This is a genomic window from Amycolatopsis thermoflava N1165 (assembly GCF_000473265.1).
Lineage (GTDB): Bacteria > Actinomycetota > Actinomycetes > Mycobacteriales > Pseudonocardiaceae > Amycolatopsis_E > Amycolatopsis_E thermoflava.
The window spans coordinates 7,001,178-7,023,540 of the sequence record NZ_KI421511.1 but is presented as its reverse complement, the minus strand read 5'-3'; the positions used below and the strand labels follow the sequence as shown (position 1 = coordinate 7,023,540).

The following is a 22,363-nucleotide window of genomic DNA, read 5'->3' as shown; positions in this document are numbered from 1 at the left end:
TCACAGGTTGCTGGAGTGCCCCGGGAACAGGTGCGCTTCCGGGTCGAGGGTGACGGCGATGTTGTTGATCGCGGTCGCGGCCTCGCCGAACCCGGTGGCGATCAGCTTGACCTTGCCCGGGTAGGCGGCCACGTCACCGGCCGCGAAAACCCGTTCCACGCCGGTCGCCATGGTCGAGTCGACCCGGATGGCGCGCTGGTGGATGTCCAGCCCCCAGTTCTCGATGGGCCCGAGGTCGGCGGTGAACCCGAGCGCGGCCACGACCGCCTGCGCGGGCAGCACCACCGGCTCCTCGCCCTTGACCTGCACCTCGACCTCGGCGAGCGCGCCGTCCGGCCCTTCGCGCAGAGCGGTCACCTCGGCGTCGGTGATGATCCGCACCCCCAGCTCGCGGGCCTGCGTGACGATCGACTCCGCCGCCCGGAACCTGGCGCGCCGGTGCACCAGGGTGACGCTCGACGCGAGCGGGTGCAGCGCCAGCACCCAGTCGAACGCCGAGTCGCCGCCGCCGACGACCACGACGTCCTGCCCCGCGTGCGCGTCCAGCGAGGGCACGAAGTGGACCATGCCCCGGCCGAGCCAGCCGTCCCCGGCCGGCAGCGGCCGCGGCGTGAACTCGCCGATTCCCGCGGTGATCAGCACGGCCCTGGCGTGCACGACCTCACCGCCGTCGAGCACCACGTCCAGCCCGTCGTCACCGCGGCGCAGCTCCTCGGCCTTGCGCCCGAGCAGGTAGGCCGGGTTCCACGGCGCGGCCTGTTCGACCAGCCCCTTGACCAGGTCGCGGCCGCGCACCGCGGGGAACCCGCCGACGTCGTAGATCAGCTTCTCCGGGTACATCGCGGTGACCTGCCCGCCGGCCTCCGGCAGCGAGTCGACGACCGCCGTCGACAACCCGCGGAACCCGGCGTAGTACGCGCCGAACAGGCCGGTCGGGCCCGCGCCGACGATCAGGACGTCCACTGACAGAGCCATGGGCCGCCGCCCTTCCGCCGTGATCCAAGTCACCACCGATCTAACCATTCCGGGTGCGCAAACACACGGAGCGAGCGCCCGGCGGAAGGGCCAGACTCGGGTTATGGCTGAACCTGAATACCGGATCGAACACGACACGATGGGCGAGGTGAAGGTGCCCGTCGACGCGCTGTACCGGGCACAGACCCAGCGCGCCGTCGAGAACTTCCCGATCTCCGGCCGGGGCCTCGAGCGCGCCCAGATCCGCGCGCTCGGCCTGCTCAAGGCCGCGGCGGCGCGGGTCAACGCCCGGTTCGGCGTGCTGGAGGGCGACCTGGCGAACGCGATCGCGGCGGCGGCCGACGAGGTGGCCGAGGGCAGGCACGACGCGCACTTCCCCATCGACGTGTTCCAGACCGGGTCCGGGACCTCGTCGAACATGAACGCCAACGAGGTCATCGCGACCCTGGCGAGCCGCGCGCTGGGCAGCGACGTGCACCCGAACGACCACGTCAACGCCTCGCAGTCGTCGAACGACACGTTCCCGACGACGATCCACATCGCCGCCACCGAGGCGGTGCTGACCGACGTGATCCCGGCGCTGAAGCACCTCGCCGAGACCATCGAGGGGCGCGCCGCGGAGTGGCAGGACATCGTCAAGTCCGGCCGCACGCACCTGATGGACGCCGTGCCGATCACGCTGGGCCAGGAGGCCGGGGCGTGGGCGGCGCAGGTCCGGTTCGGCATCGAGCGGCTGGAGTCCGGGCTGGGCAGGCTGGGTGAGCTGCCGATCGGCGGCACCGCGGTCGGGTCCGGGCTGAACGCGCCGGAAGGCTTCGGCGCGGCGGTGGCGGAGGAGCTGGCGAAGGTGACCGGCCTGCCGCTGACCGAGGCACGCAACCACTTCGAGGCGCAGGCCAGCCAGGACAGCGTGGTCGAGACCTCCGGGCACCTGCGCACGGTCGCGGTGTCCCTGGCCAAGATCGCCAACGACCTGCGCTGGCTCGGCTCCGGTCCGCGCACCGGCCTCGCCGAGCTGCAGCTGCCGGACCTCCAGCCGGGTTCGTCGATCATGCCGGGCAAGGTCAACCCGGTGATCCCGGAGGCGACGCTGCAGGTGGTCTCGCAGGTCATCGGCAACGACGCGGCGGTGGCCTACGCCGGTTCGCAGGGCAACTTCCAGCTCAACGTGAACCTGCCGGTCATCGCGCGCAACGTGCTGGAGTCGGCGCGCCTGCTGGCCGCGGTGTCCCGGCTGCTCGCCGACAAGGTGGTCGCCGGGATCACCGTCAACGAGGAGCGCACCAAGGCCTACGCCGAGGGATCGCCGTCGATCGTCACGCCGCTCAACAAGTACATCGGCTACGAAGAGGCGGCCGCGGTCGCGAAGCAGGCGCTCAAGGAGCTCAAGACGATCCGCGAGGTCGTCGTCGAGCGCGGCTACATCGAGCAGGGCAAGCTCACCGAAGCCCAGCTCGACGAGGCCCTCGACGTGCTCCGGATGGCGCGCGGCGGCAAGTGATCGGGTGGAGGCCACCCGGCCGCGGGTGGCCTCCACGCCGAATCAGCGCCGCCGCAGCGACTTGTCCGCGAGCGCGGGCGGGGTGTAGTCGGGGTCGACGGCGTTGAGGTCGACGCCCGGCGGAACGATCTCGTCGATCCGGTCCAGCACGTCGTCGTCGAGCACGAGGTCCGCGCCTGCCAGCAGGTCGGCGAGCTGTTCCGGCGTGCGCGGGCCGATGATCGCCGAGGTGACCGCAGGGTGCGACCGCACGAACGCGAGCGCCAGGTGCGTGAGCGGGCGGCCCAGGTCGGCGGCGACCTTCTTCAGCTCGTTGGTGGCCGCCAGTTTCGCCGCGTTCCCGGGCAGGGCCGGGTCGAACTTGTGGTTCTGCAACGCGACCCGGCCGGCCTGCAGGTCCACATCGGACGGTGTGGAGTACCTACCGGACAGCCAGCCCGCGGACAGCGGCCCCCACGTCAGCACCCCCATGCCGTAGCGCTGCGCGGTCGGCAGGACGTGCGCCTCGATGCCCCGGTTGAGGATCGAGTACGGCGGCTGCTCGGTGCGGAACCGCACGTGCCCGCGACGCTCGGCCACCCACTGCGCCTCGACGATCTGCTCGGCCGGGAAGACCGACGACCCGATCGCGCGCACCTTGCCCGCCCGCACGAAGTCCGACAGCGCCGACAGGGTCTCGTCGATGTCGGTGTTGTGGTCGGGGCGGTGCACCTGGTAGAGGTCGACGTGGTCGACGCCGAGCCGTCGCAGGCTGTTGTCCAGCGCCCGGGTCAGCCAGCGGCGGGAGTTGCTGCCGGGCCTGTTCAGGCCGTAGAAGTGCCCCTTGGTCGCGAGGACCACGTCGTCGCGGCGACCCTTGAGCGCCTTGCCGACGATCACCTCGCTCTCGCCGTCGGAGTAGATGTCGGCGGTGTCGACGAAGTTGATGCCCGCGTCGAGCGCGGTGTGGATCATCCGGACCGACTCGTCGTGGTCGCGGTTGCCCCACGCGCCGAACATCATCGCGCCCAGCGTGTACTCGCTGACCTCGATACCGGTGCCGCCGAGAATCCGTCGTCGCATTTCGAGTTCCTCCTCTGGTGTGTGGTGCCCAAGATCGCCGCGGACGGGGAGGAGGACCAGGCAACGCTCGACCTGGGTCTGGCAGTACCAGGCAACGCGCCGGCGGATCCGGATACTGGAGGCGTGGACGGAGCTGATCTGGGAGCGTTCCTCAAGGCGCGCCGCGCGGCGCTGGACCCGCGCGACGTGGGACTGCCGCAGGGGGTGACGCGGCGGCGGGTCGCCGGGCTGCGCCGCGAGGAACTGGCGCAGCTGGCCGGGATCAGCGTCGACTACCTGACCCGTCTGGAGCAGGGCCGCGCGCGGAACGTGTCGGACGAGGTGCTCGAGTCGCTCGCCAGGGCGTTGCGCCTCAACCCGGACGAGTGCTCCTACCTGCACAACCTCGCGTCGCCGCGGCTCAGGCGGACCGGGCGGTGCCCCGCGCAGCAGGTGCGGCCGGCAGTGCAGCAACTGCTCGACGCCATGACGGTGCCCGCCTTCGTCTTCGGCCGCTACCTCGACGTGCTGGCGTGGAACCCGATGGGCGGCGCGATCGCGTTCGACTTCGGCTCGCTGCCACCGGACGAGCGCAACCTGCCGAAACTGTTCTTCCTGAACGAGGACGAGGCGCGCGCCCTGCACCCGGAGTTCGACCAGGTCTGCGAGGAGCTGGTGGCGAACCTGCGCGCCGAGGCGGGCCGCTGCCCCGGCGATCCCCGCCTGGCCCAGCTGATTGGCGAGCTGTCACTGGGCAGCGACCTGTTCCGCCGCCTGTGGGCCGGGCACCACGTGCGGGAGAAGGCGCACGGCCACAAGCGCATCCACAACCCGCTGGTCGGCGAGCTGCACCTGCGGTACGAAACGCTGCGCCTGCCGGACGAACCGGACCAGGCGATCGTCACCTACACCGCGGAGCCGGGCTCTGACTCCGAGCGCGCGCTGGGCCTGCTGGCCAGCTGGCTCGCCACGGACGACATCGATCAGGCGACGTTGCGCCGCGCTGCGGGCGGCTGATACTTCCGGGACTGCGCCGCCGGTTCGGCGAGGTCCTGGCCGGTCTCGGCGGAGCCGGTGCGGCTCGCCGGTTCGGCGCCCGCCCGGTTGCCCGGCCACGGCCACCGGCCGTCGCGCCGCGCCACCAGCACCGCGCAGAACAGGCCGAACAGCAGCGGCAGGTGGCTGGCCAGCCGTTCCCAGCCGACCCGGCCGCCGACCAGGTCCAGCACGGACAACCCGACCAGCACGGCGGCGAAGCTGAGCAGGACCGGCAGCTGGCTGCGTGCCTGTCGCGGCTTCACGGCCGCCCACAGCAGCGCGATCGCGATGGCGAAGTTGAACGCCGCGGCCTCGTGCTCGAGGTGTGATCCGGGCTGGACCGCCATCCCGTCGGCCATCCGCTGGGGCACGAACAACAGCGACACCACGATGGACATCTGGGCGATCGCGGTGAGGACGAGCGCGAGCCGCGGCCAGTCGAGCCGCGCCGGCCGGGCGGGCGCGGGCGCATGGTCGAGCACGCGCGCCGACACGTCCGGCGACGCGGCCGCCGGCTCGAGGCGCACCAGGCGCGTCACCGCCGCCGCCTCGTCCTGCCAGGTCAGACAGGCCGCGCAGCGCGAGACGTGCTCGTCCAGCGCCACCGGATCCACCCCGGGGTCCTCGCCGTCGAGGTTGGCCGAGATCGCCTCGCGCGCGGTTGCACAGTCCATATTTGCATTGTCGTCCGCCCGCGCTGGATAGTTCCCCTCACTGCTCCGGATCCTGGGATCGGTTGGGATTTCACATACCTGTGATGTTTCCTTGACGCCGGATGCCGCGAAGGCCATAAGGTCATCGGTCAGGGCCCGCACCGTCAGGCCGCACTGGGAGGAACGCGAAGTGGACGACGACGAGATCACCCGGGACGCCTTCCTGGCGGCGCGCGGCGATCGGGTGGCCGCCGAGCGCTTCGTGTCCGCCACCCAACGGCAGCTGCACCGCCTGCTGACCTACCTGTCCAACCCCGGCGTGGCCGAGGACCTGGTACAGGAGACCTACCTGCGCGCCTTCGCCGCCCTGCCGTCGTTCGCCGGCCGGTCGCCCGCGCGGATGTGGCTGCTGTCGATCGCCAAGCGCGTCGCCGCCGACCACCTGCGCGGCAACCGCCGCCGCCCGCAGACCAGCCAGGTCGAGGACTGGGTGGCCACCGCCGAGCAGAGCGGCGCCCAGACGCCCGACCACGGCCGGCTCGTCGTGCTGCGCAAGCTGATCGCCGAGCTGGAGCCGGAGCGGCGGGAGGCGTTCGTGCTCACGCAGGTGATCGGACTGTCCTACGCAGACGCGGCGGAGGTGTGCGACTGCGCGGTCGGCACCATCCGGTCCCGCGTGTTCCGGGCCCGCGAGGACCTGACCGCCGCGCTCAGCTCGAACGGGCGGGCGGCCTCACTCGGCTGAGCTCCACCGGTGCTCGACCCTGGCGAGCCGCCAGTACGCGATCGCGGCCGCCCACACCACCACGAACAACCCGACGACGATGTAGCCGACGCTGTCGAGGTCGATGTCCGCGATCCAGTCGACCAGCGCGCCCGACCAGCCCAGGTCGTCCCTGGCGACACCGACCAGCTCGATCGTGCCGATGACCAGCGCCACCGCGACGGACAGGCCGGTGATCGTGAGGTTGTAGTAGATCTTGCGGACCGGGTTGGCGAACGCCCAGTTGTAGGCGAAGTTCATGAATGTGCCGTCGAGCGTGTCGAACAGGCTCATCCCGGCGGCGAACAGCAGCGGCAGGCACAGGATCGCGTACCAGGGCAGGCCGGCGGCCGCGCCGGACCCGGCGAGCGCCAGCAGCAGCACCTCGGTGGCGGTGTCGAACCCGACGCCGAACAGCAGCCCGACCAGGTACATCTGACCCGGGCGGCGGATCGAGCGGGTGAGCCTGCCGAGGAAACGGTTGACGAACCCGCGCGAGTCGAGCCGCGCCTCCAGCTCGGCCTCGTCGAAGCGGCCGCGGCGCAGCTCACGCCACACCTTCCAGATGCCGACCAGCGCGACCAGGTTCAGGATGCCGATCAGGTACAGGAACCCGCCGGACGCGCCGGTGGAGATCACGCCGAGCACCCGGTGCGCCGACGAGCCGTCCTCGGTCCAGCTCAGGATGCCCTTCGCGCCGATCGCGACGAGCACCGCCAGCACGACGACCACGGTGGAGTGCCCGAGCGCGAACCAGAACCCGACCGAGACCGGGCGCTGGCCCTCGGCCATCAGCTTGCGGGTGGTGTTGTCGATCGCGGCGATGTGGTCGGCGTCGAACGCGTGCCGCATGCCGAGCGTGTACGCCGTCAGCCCGAGCCCGAAGCCGAACACCTGCGCGCCGACGGCGTAGTGCCCGGGCACCACGAGCAACGCGAGTATCCCGAAGGCGACCGCGTGCAACACGACGATCGCCAGCAGCAACAGGCCCGTGCGGTAGGTGTCCTGCCTGCGCCAGGACATGGTGGGTGAAGTCCCCATGGAGACCGCCTTCCAGCACCTCGTGGATGGTCCAACGTGCCGTGGCCGGTCTCCTGGCTTCGGATCGACATCCGCGGCCCGCCTTCCCGGACTCGCGTCCAGTGGCTGTCCCGGGCCGGGACTTCCCGTTCACAGTGGCGAGGGCCGCGCCGGTTTCACACCGGACTTCCCGAGCACCACGGCCCGCTCACGGTACGTTTCGGCCTCGCGGCGGGGCAAGGGCCATCCCGGTGACCGGCGCCCTACCGACGGGACGCCGAGTTGTGCTGCGCCGCCGTGGCTTCGTCCACCAGCGACTTCGCGACGCGCTTGGCCGTGGCCACCGCCGTCGGCGCCACGTCCAGCGACGCCGCGACCGTCGCGCCCTCGACCAGGACGAGCAGCGCCTCCGCCAGCCGCGCCGGGTTCCGCGCGCCCGCGTCCACTGCCAAGTCCCGCAGGTAGCCCAGCAACCACTGCTTCGACGCGGCGATCACCTGCCGGCCCGGGTGGTCGGGCGACGGCAGTTCGGCGTGCGCGTTGACGAACGCGCAACCACGCGTGTTCTCGATGTCGAGCCAGTCGGCGAGCGCGTCGAACACCTTGAGCAGCTTCTGGGCCGGAGTCGTCCGCGGGCCGGCGAAGGAGCGCACCCGCTCCCGCCACCGCTCGTCCCGGCGGCGCAGGTAGAGCGCGACCAGATCGGCCTTGGAACCGAACCGGTCGTACAGGGTCTTCTTGGTGACCCCGGCCTCGGCGGCGATCGTGTCCACGCCGATCGCGTGGATCCCGTTGTCGTAGAACAGTTTCCCGGCGACCGTGAGGATCCGTTCGGCGGCCGGGGTCAGCGGCTTGTCCGTCTCCACGACTTGACAGTACACCGACCGGTATAGCTACCGTGGACTATACAGACCGGTATACTCAGGGAGGGTGCATGCGGGGGAACGTCGTCGCCGGAAGCGGTTTCGTGCTGTTCTGGAGCTCCGGGTTCGTCGGCGCCACGCTGGGCGCCAGGTCCGGCGGCGCGGTGTCCCTCCTGGCCTGGCGGTTCCTCGCCGCGGGGCTGCTGCTCGGCGTGTGGTGGGTGGTCCGGCGGCGCTCGATGCGGCCGCGGGACGCCGCGATCCAGGCCGGCCTCGGCGTGCTCTCCCAGGGCGCGTACCTGTACTGCGTGTACGCGGCGGCCGACCTCGGCGTCGCCGCCGGGACGTCCGCGCTGATCGCGGCGCTGCAGCCGATCGTCGGGGTGGTGCTGAGCCAGTTCGTGCTGGGCGAGCGCGCGGGCGCGCTGCGGTGGGCCGGGCTGGTCGGCGGCCTGGCCGGGGTGGCGCTCGTGGTCGGCGACGACCTGTCCGGCCGCCCCGGCACCCCGCCGCTGGCCTACGCGCTGCCGTTCCTGGCGATGCTCGCCCTGGTCGCGGCCACGCTCATCGAGCGCAAGACGGCTTCCGACGTGCCGCTCTGGGACGGGCTGGTGGTGCAGTGCGTGACCAGCGCGGTCCTGTTCACCGAGGTCGCGGCGGCCACCGGCCAGCTGGTCGCGCCCGCGGATCCGGACTTCTGGTTCGCGGTCGGGTGGGTCGTCCTGTTTTCCACGTTCGGGGGATATGGCTGCTACTGGCTGGTCCTGCGTCGTAGCTCGGTGACAGCCGTGTCCGGGCTGTTGTACCTCACACCGCCTACCACGATGATCCTCGCCTGGCTCATGTTCGAGGACACGATCACGCTGCGTGGCCTGCTCGGGCTGGTCGTCTGCCTCGGCGCCGTCGCGCTGGTCCTGCGTCCCCGGAAATTGTCGGTGGGCCGGGAGATGATGTCCGCATGTTGCTCGCCGACGTCGTCACAGCCTCCGCCTCGCTAGCGGCCACCCGCTCGCGCAAGGCGAAGATCGCGACGTTGGCGGACCTGCTCAACCGCGCGGACGAGCGGGAGCTGCCCGCCGTGGTCGCCTTCCTGACCGGACGGCCCACCCAGGGCCGGATCGGGACGGGGTGGCGCACGCTGGCCGAGCTGGGCGCGGGCCCGGCTGACGAACCGAACCTGACCGTGGCCGGGGTCGACGAGGTCCTCGGCGAAGTGGGAGCCGCTTCGGGCAGCGGGTCGGCCAGGCGCCGGGCCGGCCTGTTGGCGGAGCTGTTCTCCCGCGCCACCGAAGCCGAACAGCAGTTCCTCTTCCGCCTGCTCACCGGTGAGCTGCGGCAGGGGGCGCTGGAGGGCGTGATGCTCGACGCGATCGCGGCGGCGGCGGACGTGCCCGCCGAAGTGGTCCGGCGCGCGTTCATGCTGTCCGGGCAGCTGCCGGTCACCGCCGCGGCCGCGGTCACCGGTGGCGAGGCCGCGCTCGGCGGCTTCGGGCTGGAGCTGGGGCGTCCGCTGCGGCCGATGCTGGCGTCCCCAGCCGAATCGCTCGACGAGGCGGTGCGCGAGCACCCGTCCGCCATCGTCGAGTACAAAATGGACGGAGCGCGGATACAGGTGCACCGCGACGGCGACGAGGTGCACGTCTACACGAGAACGCTGCGCGAGATCACCCAGCACGTGGGCGAACTGGTGTCCCTGGTGCGCGCACTGCCGTGCCGGTCGGTGGTGCTCGACGGGGAGACGCTCGCGCTGACCGACGACGGCAGGCCACGGCCGTTCCAGGAGACGATGAGCCGGTTCGGCAGCACGCGCGAGGAGCAGGTGCGCGCGTTGCTGCTGCAGCCGTACTTCTTCGACTGCCTGCACCTGGACGGCACGGACCTGCTCGACAAGCCGTTGCGGGAGCGCAACGAGGCGCTGCGCCGGGTGGCAGGCGAGCACCTCATCCCGGGACGGACGGAACCGTCCGATCCGGACGCGATCCTCGCGGCCGCCCTCGACGCCGGGCACGAGGGCGTGATGGTGAAAGCGCTCGACTCGCCGTACGCGGCGGGGCGGCGGGGCCGGGCGTGGCTGAAGGTGAAGCCGGTGCACACGCTCGACCTCGTCGTCCTCGCCGCGGAGTGGGGCCACGGCCGCCGCACCGGGTACCTGTCGAACCTGCACCTCGGGGCACGCGACCCCGACGGCGGCCCGCCGATCATGGTCGGCAAGACGTTCAAGGGGCTCACCGACGAGCTCCTGGCGTGGCAGACCAGGACGTTCCAGGAGATCGAGACCCACCGGGACAAATGGACGGTGCACGTCCGGCCGGAGCTGGTGGTCGAGATCGAACTGGACGGCGCCCAGGTCAGCACGCGCTACCCGGGCGGTGTCGCACTGCGTTTCGCCCGCGTGGTGCGCTACCGCCCCGACAAGGACCCGGCGGACGCGGACACCATCGACGCCGTCCGCGCGACGTTGAAGGGAGCCGCGCAGCCAGAGTGATCACCCCACGCCGCGACGGCTCCCAGCCCGTCGGTCTCGGTGGGGTCACACCCGGCCGAGGAAGATCGGGTTCGTCATCGCCGCCATGGCGCCGAAGTTGAGACCAGCCGACAACGCGGGAGCACCCGCCGAACCATCAGCAAGGGGGTGACGTACCTCAGCACGCACATAAGCCGACACCGCGGGCGTGGTCAGCCACGTCACGCTGCCGGTACCCGAAGCGGGAAGGCTCTGCTGGAACACCTGGCCCTCGTCGGTGATCAGGCGCACGGTCCCGTTCGGCACGCCCGACACGTCCAGCCGCACGGCGACCTTGTCCCCGTCCGCCACGGCGAGACGGTCGCCGATGCCGGCGGCCTGGCCGCGCGGTCCCGTCGCGGCGAGTGACAGGTCGACGCCGGCCGACTCGGCGATCCAGCTGCGCCCGGCCCTGATCCCGTCGAGGATCGCGTCCCGGGTGAGCGCGTCGGCGAGGACGACGGTCTGTGGCAGGCCGATCGTCTGGCCGGGGTTGTGCGCATCGCTGTTGCCCATCGCGGGCAGCCAGCTTCCCTTGCCGCGCACGGATTCCACCAGGGTGTTGTCCCATTCGGACACGGCTGCGTCGTCGTCCCACGTCCACGGACCGTTCCACACCTCGACCGCGTCGAAGCCGGTGTAGCCGAACTTGAAGTTGCACCCGACCCACGGGCAGTACGGGTGCGCGGCGACGCAGAGGCCGCCGGAGCGGTGCACCGCACGCTGGTATTCGGGCAGTTCACCGTCGCGGGACCGGTACCGCCAGTCGACGAACTGGCCGGGCCGCACGCCGAGCGCGAGCCAGTGGCCGTTGCGGGTGGTGACCTCCTCGCCGAGCATGATCAGCAGGTCGTCGCCGGCGAACTCGCCCCACACGCCGTGCGACGACGACGTGTTGTGGTCGGTCGAGGTGATGAAGTCCAGCCCGGCCTCCCGCGCACCGGCGGCCACCTCGGACGGCAGGCGCTTGCCGTCGGAGTGCACGGTGTGCAGGTGGCAGTCGCCCCGGTACCACTGGCGGCCGCGCGTGCGGGTGCGCTCGGACGGGTAGTTCGGGCGGTACGGCTCGCCCGCCGGGCCGTGGGTGAGCGTCACCTCGACGCGGTAGTTCAGGCCTTGCGGCGCGATCGTGTACGGGCCGAGGACGATGTGCCAGGTGCCGGGCGTGATGTCGCCGGGCAGGTAGCCGGGCGTGGCCTCGGTGCGGCTGATCGAGAAGCGGTCGCGGAAGCCGCCGGACCAGCCGCGGAAGCCGTCGCCGCCGAGAGCGGTGCCGCGGTTGTCGAAGATGCCGATGTCGCACGAGTTGCCGGGCGTCCCGCTGGGCACCGCCGGCTTGTCGTAGCTATAGACCACTGACAACTGGCTGACCCCGGCCGGGACCTCCACCGGCAGGTACACGAAGTCCGCGGTGCCCGGCTCGAACCGGCCGGTAAGCACCTTGGTCTCGGCCTGGCCCTCGGCCGCCTCGGCGAACGCCACCGGCGCGAGCGTCACCGCGCCGGCCACCGCCGCCGCCTGCAGGAAACCACGTCGGGAAACCCCGCAACCCATGCACATGCGGCCATGTCATCAGCGGCGGATGACCTTCGTGAGCCGGCTGCCCGTACACCGCGTGTCCAGAACCTGAACGAACGTCACACTTCCGTGCTTAGGTTCGGCTAAGCTAAGTTGCAGAGCGTGAACGCGATCATGTCACCCTCGGTGACCAGGACGACGCCGCGCCGGTTGGTGCTCCTGGTGTCCCTGCTGGCGGCGCTGGTCGTCGCGGTCGCGTTGAGCCTGGTCCTGGGCAGCAACCACCTCGGCATCGGCACCGCCGTCCGGGTGTTGCTGCACGACGACGGCAGCGAGGCGGCGACGATCGTCCGTGACGTGCGCCTGCCGCGCACCGCCCTGGGGGTGCTCGTCGGTGTCGCGCTCGGCGCCGCCGGGGTCCTCATGCAGGGGCACACCCGCAACCCGCTGGCCGATCCCGGTCTGCTCGGCATCAACGCGGGCGCCGCGCTCGCGGTGGCGCTGGCCGCGCAGGTTTTCGGGGTGGCCGATCCCGGTGGTCAGGTGTGGTTCGGTTTCGCGGGGGCGCTGATCGCGACGGCGGCGGTGTTCGCCATCGGGTCGAGCGGGCGCCAGCTGAGCCCGGTGCCGATGGCGCTGGCCGGGGCGGCCGTGATGGCGCTGCTGTCGACCTTCACGTCGCTGGTGATCCTGAGCGACAACCCGACGCTGGACGTCTACCGCCGCTGGGTGGTGGGTTCGATCAGCGGCCGCGACGCGAGCATCAGCCTCGGGATCCTGCCGTTCGTGGTGGCCGGGCTGGTGCTGGCGATGCTGAACACGCGGGCGCTGAACGCGGTCTCCCTGGGCGAGGACACCGCGCGTGGGCTGGGCCAGTCGGTCGCGGTGAGTCGCATGGTCGGCCTGGCCGCGGTGACGCTGCTGGCCGGCGCCGCGACAGCCGCCGCCGGGCCGATCGCCGCGCTCGGCCTGATCGTCCCGCACGTGGTGCGCACCGTGACCGGCCCCGATCACCGGTGGCTGCTCCCGTGCTCCGCCCTGGCCGGCGCGGTGCTGCTGTTGCTCGCCGACGTCGCAGGCCGCCTGATCGCCGCCCCGGCGGAGCTCCCGGCCGGCATCACGCTGGCCTTCCTCGGCGGCGGCGCATTCGTCCTGATCGCCCGCCGAACCCGGCTGGTGAAGCTCTGATGCCACCCACCCAACGCACCCCCACGGCCCGACACGCAGTCGCGACCAGTGCCACCCCACCCGATCGCGGCCGCGGCGCAACCCCCGGCCGGCATCATGCTGGCCATCCTCGGCGGCGGCGCCTTCGTCCTGATCGCCCGCCGAACCCGGCTGGTGAAGCTCTGCTGCCACACACCCAACCCACCCACACGACCCGACACGCAGTCGCGACCAGTGCCACCCCACCCGCCGGCCACCCGATCGCGGCCGCGGCGCAACCCCCGGCCGGCATCACACCGCCCATCCTCGGCGGCGGCGCCTTCGCACGCCGTCCGCAACACAGCGCCGCAATCACGGACCGGTCCGCGGCCGACCTCCCCCACACAGCCCGTGCGGCGGGCCTCGTCACCCGGGGCGGCGGGCGCGCATGACCACCACCCTCGGCGTGCGGTGGAACACCCGCGCGGCCACCGTCTGCCTCGTGGTGCTCGTGGCGCTCCTGCTGGTCACCGCGGTGGGCGTAACCATCGGCGAGTACCCCATCCCGCTCGCCCAGCTGCCCGAGCTGCTCACGGGCGGCGGGCACCGCATCGACCGGCACATCCTGTTCGACCTGCGCGTCCCGCGGGCCGTCACCGGGTGCGTGGCGGGCGCCTGCCTCGCCATGGCCGGGGCACTCACCCAGACCATCTCCCGCAACCCGCTCGCCACCCCGGACATCCTCGGCGTCACCGGCGGCGCCTCCGCGGCCGCGGTCGCGGTGATCGTCTTCGGGGGCGGCGTCTACAGCCTCGCCAGCGGAATCACCACCATCGGCGTGCCGGCCGCCGCGCTCGTCGGCGGTCTCGTCGCCGCCGCGGCCGTCTACTGGTTCTCCTGGCGCCACGGCGTCGACGGCTTCCGGCTGGTGCTGGTCGGCATCGGGTGCGGGGCCGTCCTCACGGCGCTCACCAGCTGGCTCCTCATCCTCGCCAGCATCAACAGTGCCGCCCAGGCCACGGTGTGGCTCGTCGGCTCGATCAGCGCCGTCAGCTGGGACCAGGCGATCCCCCTGCTCATCCTCGCCGCGCTGCTCGTCCCGGCCGCGCTCACGCTGCCCCGCACGCTCGCCGTCACCCAGCTCGGCGACGACGCGGCCGCCGGGCTGGGTGTGCGCATCCAGGCCTCCCGGCTGGGCGCGATCGGCGTGGCCGTCGGGCTCACCGCGGCCGCGGTCGCCGCCGCCGGGCCGATCGGCTTCGTCGCGCTGGTCACCCCGCAGATCATGCTGCGCCTCACGGGCGGGTCCCGGCCGCCGCTGGTCGCGTCCGCGCTCGGCGGCGCCCTGCTCGTCCAGGCGTCCGACCTGCTCGGCCGCACCGCGTTCAGCTGGGAGGTCCCGGTCGGCCTGATCACGGCCGCGATCGGCGCCCCCTACCTCATCTGGCTCCTCCTCCGACGACGTTGACCCCGACGAAAGGTGACCTCATGACAGCGACCCGCCGGACCTTCCTCACCGGCAGCCTGGCCGTGGCCGCGACCGGTCTACTCGCCGCGTGCGGTTCCAGCGGATCGGACTCGTCCGCGAGCGGCGGCGCCTGGTCGTTCACGGACGACCTGGGCACCAAGGTCGACCTCGACGCCCGCCCGACGCGCATCGCCGGCCTCAACGACGCCATCGCGTCCCTGTGGAACTACGGCATCACGCCCGTCGCCTCGTTCGGCTATACCGGCCTCGCCGACGACGTGAACTTCACCGGCCGCGACCTCAGCCAGGTCAAGGAGGTCGGCCGCACCTACGGCGAGATCGACATCGAGGCACTCGCCGCCGCCAAGCCGGACCTGATCCTCACCCACGCCTACCCCGTGGACAGCACGGGCAAGATCGACCCGGCGCAGCCGCTGTACGGGTTCAAGGACGTGACCCAGCAGCAGGCCGTCGCCGAGATCGCGCCGATCGTGGCGCTGAAGATGGCCGGCTCCGCGACCAACGTCGTCGACCGGACCGTCGAGCTGGTCCGGGCGCTGGGCACCGAGCCTGCCGCGAACGCCAAGCAGGCCTACGAAACCGCCCGCACCCGGTTCAAGAACGCCACCGGCAAGGGCCTCACCCTGATGGCGATCGCCGCCTACCCCGGCGACGGCGTCTACATCTGCAAGGCCGCCGACGACCCGGCGCTGCGCAGCTACACCGAGCTCGGCCTGACCTACCCCGACCCGGGCGGCTCGAAGTACTACTGGGAGCAGGTCAGCTGGGAGAACATCGGCAAGTACCCGGCCGACGTGGTGCTGTACTCGCTGCGCGCGATGGACAAGGACACGCTCATGCAGCAGGCGACGTTCGCCCGCACGCCGGCGGCCGCCGCCGGGCAGGTTTTCCCGTGGGAGTTCTCGTCGATGGACTACGTGGCGCAGGCCCGCACGCTGAACAACCTCGCGACGAACCTGGAGGCCTCGCGCAAGGTCGTCTGACCCGGCCGCCGCCCGTCCGGCAAACACAGCGCACGGAACGGCAAACACGGCACCCGCCGCGTGTTTTGCGGCGGCTTTGCCGCCCGCGGCGCGCTGCCGCGCGCGGCGGAGCCCGCCGGGCGCCGGGGCCGGGTGGCCAGTAGCGGCTGCGGGGTGGCCCGCCATGGTCGCGGGTTGGCCCGGGCGCGGCGGCGAGGTCGCCGGAAGCGGTCGCGCGGTGGCCAGGCACGGCCGCGAGCTGGCCCGGCACAGCCCCGGGGAGGCCCGGCACAGCCGCAAGCTGGCCCGGCACAGCCCCGGGGAGGCCCGGCACAGCCGCAAGCTGGCCCGGCACAGCCCCGGGGAGGCCCGGCACGGCCCCGGGGTGGCCCGGCACGGCCGCGAGGTGGCCCGGTACGGCCGCGAGCTGGCCGGGCGCCGGGGCGGGATGGCCGGGCGGGGTGGCTGGGTGCGGTGCGTTGTCCGCGCGGTCACAGGCCCACCCTGACAGGAAGCGGCTAGGTGAGCCGCGGGGTGCGGAGATTTTCCGGCGCCTCCGCACCCTCCCGGGCCCAGGCGACCAGGCCGGCCACGTCGATCCCGTGCGGGGACTCCGCCGCGTAGGGCTCGATCGCCGTGGCGCCGCGGGTCAGCAGCGACACCGCGCCCTTCGCGTTGCCGCGCGCGGCGTGCGTCAGCCCGACCGCCAGCTGCGCCAGCCCCTTCCACAACCCGCGGTCCGCGCCGTCGGAGGACTTCCACGCGTCCTCGAACACCTCGTGCGCGTGGAACGGGCGTCCGGCGTCCAGCAGGCGCTGGGCCTCCTCCACCGTCTCCGCCGGGGTGCGCGCGATGCCCTCCGGCTGGCGCTCCACCCCCGGCGTCCCGTACGGCAGCGGCCGCCCCAGCCCGTCGCGCGGGCGGGCGTTTCGCGGCTTGCCCTCGGCGTCGCGGTCCCGATCGGCCATGGCGCCGATTGTGCCGTAGTCTGGGGACTCGTGCGTTTTCTCGATGGCCACGGGCCCGCTCACGACCTGACTTACGACGACGTCTTCCTCGTGCCCAACCGCTCGGCCGTGGAATCGCGCTTCGACGTCGACCTGTCCACCGTCGACGGCACCGGCGCCACGATCCCGATCGTCGTCGCCAACATGACCGCCGTCGCGGGGCGGCGGATGGCCGAGACCGTCGCGCGGCGCGGCGGGCTCGTCGTCCTGCCGCAGGACGTCGACCCGGCCGCGGTCGCCGACATCGTCGCCTGGATCAAGAGCCGCCACACCACCTGGGACACCCCGCTGGTCCTCACCGCCGGTGACGCCGTCGCGGACGCTCTCAACCTGATCGGCAAGCGCGCGCACGGCGCCGTCGTCGTGGTCGACGAGGACGGCCGCCCACACGGCATCGTCGACGAGGCCGCCTGCACGGGCGTGGACCGCTTCGCGCGCGTCGCCGAGGTCGCCTACACCCCGCCCGTGACCTGCCCGCTCGACACCCCGTCGCGGGAGGTTTTCGAGCGCCTGCACGCCGCGGGCGCCCAGATCGCGCTGGGGGTGGACGCCGACGGCAAGCTCGCCGGGATCCTCACCCAGACCGCGGCGCTGCGCGCCGACATCTACACCCCGGCCGTGGACGCGCAACAGAAACTGCGCGTCGCGGCCGCCGTGGGTATCAACGGCGACGTCGCCGCCAAGGCCGAGTCGCTGCTGGCCGCGGGCATCGACACGCTCGTGGTCGACACCGCGCACGGCCACCAGGAGAAGATGATCGCCGCGCTGAAGGCCGTCCGCTCGGTCTCGCCCGCGGTGCCGGTCGTGGCGGGCAACGTGGTCACCGCGGAGGGCACGCGTGACCTCATCGACGCGGGCGCGGACGTGGTCAAGGTCGGCGTCGGCCCCGGCGCGATGTGCACGACGCGGATGATGACCGGCGTCGGCCGCCCGCAGTTCTCCGCGGTGCTGGAGTGCGCGAAAGCCGCCCGTGAGCTGGGCAAGCACGTGTGGGCCGACGGCGGCGTCCGCCACCCCCGCGACGTCGCGCTGGCGCTCGCCGCCGGCGCGTCCGCGGCCATGGTCGGCTCCTGGTTCGCCGGCACCCACGAATCCCCCGGCGACCTGCGCTACGACGAGCACGGCCGTCCGTACAAGGAGTCGTTCGGGATGGCGTCGAAGCGGGCCGTGGGCGCCCGCACGCGCACCGACAACGTGTTCGAGCGGGCCCGCAAGGCCCTGTTCGAGGAGGGCATCTCGTCGTCGCGGATGCTGCTCGACCCGCAGCGCCCCGGCGTCGAGGACCTGATCGACGAGATCTGCTCGGGCGTCCGGTCCGCGTTCACCTACGCGGGCGCGCGGGACATCGAGGACTTCCACCGCCGCGCGGTGCTGGGCATCCAGTCGGCCGCCGGCTTCGCCGAGGGACGACCGCTGCCCGCGGGCTGGTGAGGAACGGGGCCGCCTCGCCGGAGGCGGCCCCGCCCACGCTTACCCGTGGTCCTCCAGCATCTCCGTGACCAGCGCGGCGATCGGCGACCGCTCCGAACGGGTCAGCGTGACGTGCGCGAAGAGCGGGTGGCCCTTCAGCTTCTCGATCACCGCCGAAACGCCGTCGTGGCGCCCGACGCGCAGGTTGTCCCGCTGCGCGACGTCGTGCGTGAGCACCACGCGGGACGCGGTGCCCAGCCGCGACAGCACGGTGAGCAGCACGTTCCGCTCCAGCGACTGCGCCTCGTCCACGATCACGAACGAGTCGTGCAGGGACCGGCCGCGGATGTGCGTCAGCGGCAGGACCTCCAGCATGCCGCGGTCGAACACCTCGTCCAGCACGTCCTGGCTGACCAGGGCGCCGAGGGTGTCGAACACCGCCTGCGCCCACGGCTGCATCTTCTCCGACTCCGACCCCGGCAGGTAGCCGAGGTCCTGGCCGCCGACGGCGTACACCGGCCGGAACACGACCACCTTGCGGTGCTCGCGGCGTTCCATCACCGACTCCAGCCCGGCGCACAGCGCGAGCGCGGACTTGCCGGTGCCGGCGCGGCCGCCGAGCGAGACGATGCCGATGTCCGGGTCGAGCAGCAGGTCCAGCGCGATCCGCTGCTCGGCCGAGCGGCCGTGCAAGCCGAACGCCTCCTTGTCCCCGCGGACCAGCTTGACCTTCTTGGCCGGGGTCAGCCTGCCCAGCGCGGACGAGCTGCCGGAACCCGCCACCAGCCGCAGGCCGGTGTGGCAGGGCGATTCGCCCACCTCGGGCAGCCCGTACTCGGCCAGGTCCACGACACCGTCGCGGAACAACGCGTCGACCGCCTCCTGCGGGACCTCCACGTCGACCATCCCGGTCCAGCCGGACGGCGCGACCTCCAGGGCGCGGTACTCGTCGGCGGGCAGCCCGACGGCGCCCGCCTTGACGCGCAGCGGGATGTCCTTGGTGACCAGGGTGACCGCCTCGCGCTCGACCTTGAGGTTCAGCGCGCAGGCCAGGATCCGGTGGTCGTTGGAGTCCGTGCGGAACCCGGGCGGCAGGACCGTCGGGTCCGAGTGGTTCAGCTCGACGTGCAGGGTGCCGCCAGAGTCCCCGATCGGGATCGGCGCGTCCAGGCGGCCGTGCTTGAGCCGCAGGTCGTCGAGCTGACGCAGGGATTCCCGCGCGAACCAGCCCAGTTCGGGGTGATGCCGTTTCGCCTCCAGTTCACTGATCACGACCAACGGCAGGACCACGGCGTGCTCGGCGAATCTCGTGATGGCCCACGGGTCGGCCAGCAGAACCGAGGTGTCCAGGACATAGGTGTGCTGCCCTGGCACGGAACTCGGGGGTTCTGCGGTGCCCTCCGCGGAATTCGGTGAGCGGCCGGAGGCCTTACGGGGCGAACGCTGCGTAGTCACGACGGCATCTCCCTCGTGGACGTGGCACCACGCCCACACTCGCTGGGCCGGGCACCACCCTGGCTGGTCCGCTCTTCGCTGTCGCTTACGCGTCAGCGCGCAGGGCCACGAGGGCCGGGTGCCGGCCCCCTCGTGGGTATCGCGAACGGCTCATTCGCCGTCTGCTCTACAACCGCCACTACCAGGGCCTCCCGTGATGGTCCGCAAGGTCACGAGCCATCACTTCGGAAGTTACCTGCGTTCGCCGTTTCGTGCAGGCAGCCAGGCAGGTGATTCACCAGGTTGTCATCTCACCGTCGGTAGAGGAGAAATCAACGGATCGGCACGGAACGTGTTGTCAAGTACCGAAACGGCGGTGCCGCCACGCGTAGTCACGAAGTGCGCGGAGGAAATCGACCCTGCGGAAAGCGGGCCAGTAGGCCTCCGTGAACCAGAACTCGGAGTGCGCCGACTGCCACAGCAGGAAACCGGACAGCCGCTGCTCACCGGAGGTGCGGATGATGAGGTCCGGATCGGGCTGGCCCGAGGTGTAGAGGTGCTCGGAGATGTGGTCGACGTCGAGGATCTTCGCCAGCTCGCGGATGGAGGTGCCCTCGTCGGCGTGCTGGAGCAGCAGCTTTTTGACCGCGTCGGCGATCTCCTGCCGCCCGCCGTAGCCGACGGCGACGTTGACCTCCATGCCGGTGCGCTTCTCGGTGCTCGCCGCGGCCGACTGCAGGCGCTTGGCGATCGGCTCGGGCAGCAGCTCCAGCGCGCCGACGACCCGGATGCGCCACGGGTTGCCGGGGTGCGCCAGCTCGTCGACGACGTCGGCGATGATCTCCAGGAGCGGTTCGAGCTCCTCGGTGGCGCGGCTGAGGTTGTCCGTGGACAGCAGCCACATCGTCACGACCTCGACGTCGGCCTCGCGGCACCAGGTGAGGAAGTCGGCGATCTTGCGCGCTCCCGCGCGGTGCCCGTCGGCGACGTCGGTGAAGCCGGCTTCCCGTGCCCACCGGCGATTGCCGTCCAGCATGATCGCGATGTGGCGCGGGTGCTTGCCCGCGGCCTGCTGGATCAGACGGCGGCTGTAGATGCCGTAGACAAGCTTGGACCCGAAGGAGCGAAGACTCACGTCCAACCAATGTACGCAGGGTCCGAAAGCGACGTGGGCCGGGCCACGGTTGACTGGCGCGGAACCTACGTCGCCGTAACCTTGTTGGTGTGACCGTAGAGACCGAACCCTTCGTCGACACCCGTCCCCGGCTCCGCGGCCATATCCACTTCTGGACGTTCTTCAGCGCGCTGGCCTGCGTGGCGACGCTGGTCGTCCTAGCCGGGACGACGGTGTCCGGCCTGGCGGCGCTCGCCACGTCGGTGTACGGGCTGACCGTGCTCGGCGTGTTCGGGGTCAGCGCGCTGTACCACCGCCGGTTGTGGAGCCCACGCGCCTACCAGTGGATGAAGCGCGCGGACCACTCGATGATCTTCCTGTTCATCGCGGGCACGTACACGCCGTTCACGCTGCTGGCGATGTCGAAGCCGACCGGGTACGTGGTGCTGGGCGTGGTCTGGGGTGGCGCGGTGGCCGGGGTGGCGTTGAAGATGCTGTGGCCGGGCGCGCCGCGCTGGCTCGGCGTGCCGATCTACGTGGCGCTCGGCTGGGTGGCGATCTTCGTGCTGCCCGAGCTGGCCACGCACGCCGGGGTGGCCGCGCTCGTGTTGCTGCTGGTCGGCGGCCTGTTCTACACCGTCGGCGCGGTGTTCTACGCGGTGAAGTGGCCGAACTACTGGCCCAACACCTTCGGCTACCACGAGTTCTTCCACGCGTGCACGGTGCTGGCCGCGCTCTCGCACTACATCGCCGTCTGGCTGGCGCTCTACGCCTGAGCTGCGGTCAGGCGCCCGACGGCTAGAAGAAGGCGAGCATGCGCCGGGCCGCGTCCGGCGCCGCGAGCATTTCCTGGATCTGAGCGGACTTCCGGGCGGCCGAGTTGGTGCGGTCGAACATCTCCCGCTCGTACTCCTCGACCGCCGCTCGGGGAGGGAGTCGAGGAGCAGGTCACGCAGGTCGGCGCGGTCGACCTCGGGCCGGTCGAGTGGGGCGGCGGGCGTGTCCTCCTGCAGCAGCAGGGTGCCGTCCGGTTCCAGGAGCCGCATGTCCTGGCCCGCGACGCGAGCGATCGCCTGGAACCGGTCGAACAGCCCGGCCTCGCGCAGCGCCTGCTGCCCGGAGTGGATGTCGAGCATGCCGCCCTGGCCGCGCGCGTTCCGCGACGAGTCGCGTTCGTACACGACGGATTCGATGCCGTGCACGTGCAGCACGCGGGCGAGGGCCAGGCCGCCCCGGCCGGCTCCGACGATGGCGATGTTCACGAGCACTGAGCCGGGAGCGGATCGTCGAGGCGGCGATCCGGCTGGCCGATGCGGACGGCCTGGACGCCGTGTCGCTGCGCAAGGTCGCCGCCGAGCTGGGCGTCGGCCCGATGCGGCTGTACGGCTACCTCGAAACGAAGGAGGAGCTGCTCGACCTGATGGTCGACTCGTCGCGGAAGATCCGGCCCTCCGGCGAGGGCTGGCGGGAGGTGCTGCGGTCACTCGCGGAAGCCACCCGGCAGGCCGTCCACCGGCACGAATGGCTCGCCGACCTGCTCGGCGGACGGCCCCAGCTCGGGCCGAGCGCGCTGGCCAGGCTGGAGGCGGTGGTCGCCGGGGCTGCGGGGCGTCGATGCGGACGCCGTCCTGCCGGTGGTCGCGGCCGTCGACTCGTACGTCATCGGCGCCGTGCGGCAGGAGATCGCGGAGCGGCGCGCCGAGCGGGCCAGCGGGATGGACAAGACGCAGTGGCAGGCCGCGTCCTGGCCGCACCTGGAACGGGCCTTCGCGACGGGCCGATACCCAGCGCTGGCAGCCTTCGTCCGCGACGGAAGCAGGCCCGACGCCGACGCCACGTTCCGCAGGGGGCTGGACTTCCTGCTCGACGGCATCGGGGCCCACCTCGCCCGCTGACCGCGCGGTCGTCAGCCGAGCAGGCGCCGGA

Annotated in this window: 21 protein-coding genes, 2 pseudogenes and 1 riboswitch; of the genes and pseudogenes, 12 read left to right on the top strand and 11 right to left on the bottom strand. The window is 72.1% G+C overall.

The window, feature by feature from the left end; translation table 11 throughout:
• A complete protein-coding gene (locus AMYTH_RS0134880; protein ID WP_037322922.1) occupies nucleotides 1-975 on the bottom strand; it encodes an NAD(P)/FAD-dependent oxidoreductase in 975 nt (324 codons plus the stop codon).
• Nucleotides 976-1,078: 103 nt separating this feature from the next.
• Here AMYTH_RS0134880 and AMYTH_RS0134875 point away from each other — a divergent pair, with 103 nt between their 5' ends.
• Entirely contained in the window at nucleotides 1,079-2,476 is a 1,398-nt protein-coding gene (locus tag AMYTH_RS0134875; protein ID WP_027934107.1) for a class II fumarate hydratase, read from the top strand.
• 42 nt (nucleotides 2,477-2,518) lie between these two features.
• On the opposite strand, the gene AMYTH_RS0134870 is transcribed toward AMYTH_RS0134875, so the two are convergent.
• On the bottom strand, nucleotides 2,519-3,538 hold the full coding sequence (locus AMYTH_RS0134870; protein ID WP_027934106.1) for an aldo/keto reductase: 1,020 nt from the start codon (nucleotides 3,536-3,538) through the stop codon (nucleotides 2,519-2,521).
• A 123-nt stretch (nucleotides 3,539-3,661) separates the two neighbouring features.
• On the opposite strand from AMYTH_RS0134870, the gene AMYTH_RS0134865 reads away from it, so the two are divergent.
• Complete coding sequence (locus tag AMYTH_RS0134865; RefSeq protein ID WP_027934105.1) at nucleotides 3,662-4,534, top strand: helix-turn-helix domain-containing protein; 873 nt, start codon at nucleotides 3,662-3,664, stop codon at nucleotides 4,532-4,534.
• On the opposite strand, the gene AMYTH_RS0134860 is transcribed toward AMYTH_RS0134865, so the two are convergent.
• Nucleotides 4,501-5,229, bottom strand: coding sequence for a zf-HC2 domain-containing protein (locus tag AMYTH_RS0134860; RefSeq protein ID WP_027934104.1), 729 nt, complete (start codon nucleotides 5,227-5,229; stop codon nucleotides 4,501-4,503). The genes AMYTH_RS0134865 and AMYTH_RS0134860 overlap by 34 nt on opposite strands.
• Nucleotides 5,230-5,398: 169 nt before the next feature.
• On the opposite strand from AMYTH_RS0134860, the gene AMYTH_RS0134855 reads away from it, so the two are divergent.
• Nucleotides 5,399-5,953: a sigma-70 family RNA polymerase sigma factor gene (locus tag AMYTH_RS0134855; RefSeq protein WP_027934103.1), complete on the top strand. Its 555-nt coding sequence runs from the start codon at nucleotides 5,399-5,401 to the stop codon at nucleotides 5,951-5,953.
• On the opposite strand, the gene nicT is transcribed toward AMYTH_RS0134855, so the two are convergent.
• Nucleotides 5,942-6,994, bottom strand: coding sequence for a Nickel transporter NicT (gene nicT / locus AMYTH_RS0134850; protein WP_027934102.1), 1,053 nt, complete (start codon nucleotides 6,992-6,994; stop codon nucleotides 5,942-5,944). The two genes, AMYTH_RS0134855 and nicT, sit on opposite strands and share 12 nt — an antisense overlap.
• A gap of 44 nt (nucleotides 6,995-7,038) precedes the next feature.
• Nucleotides 7,039-7,208, bottom strand: a riboswitch (cobalamin riboswitch).
• A gap of 46 nt (nucleotides 7,209-7,254) precedes the next feature.
• Nucleotides 7,255-7,857, bottom strand: coding sequence for a TetR/AcrR family transcriptional regulator (locus tag AMYTH_RS0134845; RefSeq protein WP_027934101.1), 603 nt, complete (start codon nucleotides 7,855-7,857; stop codon nucleotides 7,255-7,257).
• A 68-nt stretch (nucleotides 7,858-7,925) separates the two neighbouring features.
• Here AMYTH_RS0134845 and AMYTH_RS0134840 point away from each other — a divergent pair, with 68 nt between their 5' ends.
• Both AMYTH_RS0134840 and AMYTH_RS0134835 read left to right on the top strand, forming a co-directional pair.
• A complete protein-coding gene (locus AMYTH_RS0134840) occupies nucleotides 7,926-8,852 on the top strand; it encodes a DMT family transporter (RefSeq protein ID WP_027934100.1) in 927 nt (308 codons plus the stop codon).
• Nucleotides 8,813-10,339: an ATP-dependent DNA ligase gene (locus AMYTH_RS0134835; protein ID WP_027934099.1), complete on the top strand. Its 1,527-nt coding sequence runs from the start codon at nucleotides 8,813-8,815 to the stop codon at nucleotides 10,337-10,339. The genes AMYTH_RS0134840 and AMYTH_RS0134835 overlap by 40 nt, the downstream gene beginning before the upstream one ends.
• Nucleotides 10,340-10,384: 45 nt before the next feature.
• On the opposite strand, the gene AMYTH_RS0134830 is transcribed toward AMYTH_RS0134835, so the two are convergent.
• Entirely contained in the window at nucleotides 10,385-11,917 is a 1,533-nt protein-coding gene (locus AMYTH_RS0134830) for a CehA/McbA family metallohydrolase (RefSeq protein ID WP_228685081.1), read from the bottom strand.
• Between the two features lie 120 nt (nucleotides 11,918-12,037).
• Here AMYTH_RS0134830 and AMYTH_RS0134825 point away from each other — a divergent pair, with 120 nt between their 5' ends.
• From AMYTH_RS0134825 to AMYTH_RS50015, 4 genes are all read left to right on the top strand, one after another.
• Complete coding sequence (locus AMYTH_RS0134825; RefSeq protein WP_027934097.1) at nucleotides 12,038-13,063, top strand: FecCD family ABC transporter permease; 1,026 nt, start codon at nucleotides 12,038-12,040, stop codon at nucleotides 13,061-13,063.
• A gap of 406 nt (nucleotides 13,064-13,469) precedes the next feature.
• Entirely contained in the window at nucleotides 13,470-14,489 is a 1,020-nt protein-coding gene (locus tag AMYTH_RS0134820; protein ID WP_027934096.1) for a FecCD family ABC transporter permease, read from the top strand.
• Nucleotides 14,490-14,509: 20 nt separating this feature from the next.
• Nucleotides 14,510-15,493 (top strand): ABC transporter substrate-binding protein, encoded by a 984-nt coding sequence (locus AMYTH_RS0134815; RefSeq protein WP_027934095.1) that lies wholly within the window; start codon nucleotides 14,510-14,512, stop codon nucleotides 15,491-15,493.
• 163 nt (nucleotides 15,494-15,656) lie between these two features.
• Nucleotides 15,657-15,980 carry a hypothetical protein gene (locus tag AMYTH_RS50015; protein ID WP_157360713.1) on the top strand — a complete coding sequence of 108 codons (324 nt, stop codon included), beginning with the start codon at nucleotides 15,657-15,659 and terminating at the stop codon, nucleotides 15,978-15,980.
• Nucleotides 15,981-15,990: 10 nt separating this feature from the next.
• On the opposite strand, the gene AMYTH_RS0134805 is transcribed toward AMYTH_RS50015, so the two are convergent.
• Nucleotides 15,991-16,440, bottom strand: coding sequence for a DUF309 domain-containing protein (locus tag AMYTH_RS0134805; RefSeq protein ID WP_027934093.1), 450 nt, complete (start codon nucleotides 16,438-16,440; stop codon nucleotides 15,991-15,993).
• A 30-nt stretch (nucleotides 16,441-16,470) separates the two neighbouring features.
• Here AMYTH_RS0134805 and guaB1 point away from each other — a divergent pair, with 30 nt between their 5' ends.
• Nucleotides 16,471-17,910, top strand: coding sequence for a GMP reductase (gene guaB1, locus AMYTH_RS0134800; protein ID WP_027934092.1), 1,440 nt, complete (start codon nucleotides 16,471-16,473; stop codon nucleotides 17,908-17,910).
• 39 nt (nucleotides 17,911-17,949) lie between these two features.
• On the opposite strand, the gene AMYTH_RS0134795 is transcribed toward guaB1, so the two are convergent.
• Together AMYTH_RS0134795 and AMYTH_RS0134790 are read right to left on the bottom strand one after the other, a co-directional pair.
• Nucleotides 17,950-19,263, bottom strand: coding sequence for a PhoH family protein (locus tag AMYTH_RS0134795; protein ID WP_020421473.1), 1,314 nt, complete (start codon nucleotides 19,261-19,263; stop codon nucleotides 17,950-17,952).
• Between the two features lie 418 nt (nucleotides 19,264-19,681).
• Nucleotides 19,682-20,458, bottom strand: a complete 777-nt coding sequence (locus AMYTH_RS0134790; RefSeq protein WP_020421474.1) for an isoprenyl transferase — start codon at nucleotides 20,456-20,458, stop codon at nucleotides 19,682-19,684.
• An 89-nt stretch (nucleotides 20,459-20,547) separates the two neighbouring features.
• On the opposite strand from AMYTH_RS0134790, the gene trhA reads away from it, so the two are divergent.
• The gene (trhA, locus tag AMYTH_RS0134785; protein ID WP_027934091.1) at nucleotides 20,548-21,213 is read left to right on the top strand and encodes a PAQR family membrane homeostasis protein TrhA; all 666 of its coding nucleotides are present in this window, start codon (nucleotides 20,548-20,550) and stop codon (nucleotides 21,211-21,213) included.
• Between the two features lie 22 nt (nucleotides 21,214-21,235).
• Here trhA and AMYTH_RS0134780 read toward each other — a convergent pair whose 3' ends face one another.
• Entirely contained in the window at nucleotides 21,236-21,334 is a 99-nt protein-coding gene (locus tag AMYTH_RS0134780) for a hypothetical protein (protein ID WP_027934090.1), read from the bottom strand.
• A 26-nt stretch (nucleotides 21,335-21,360) separates the two neighbouring features.
• Nucleotides 21,361-21,699: pseudogene (locus AMYTH_RS46310) on the bottom strand (FAD-dependent oxidoreductase); the annotation flags it as partial.
• Between the two features lie 5 nt (nucleotides 21,700-21,704).
• Here AMYTH_RS46310 and AMYTH_RS46305 point away from each other — a divergent pair.
• Nucleotides 21,705-22,332 (top strand): annotated as a pseudogene (locus AMYTH_RS46305) (TetR/AcrR family transcriptional regulator).
• Nucleotides 22,333-22,363: the final 31 nt, after the last annotated feature.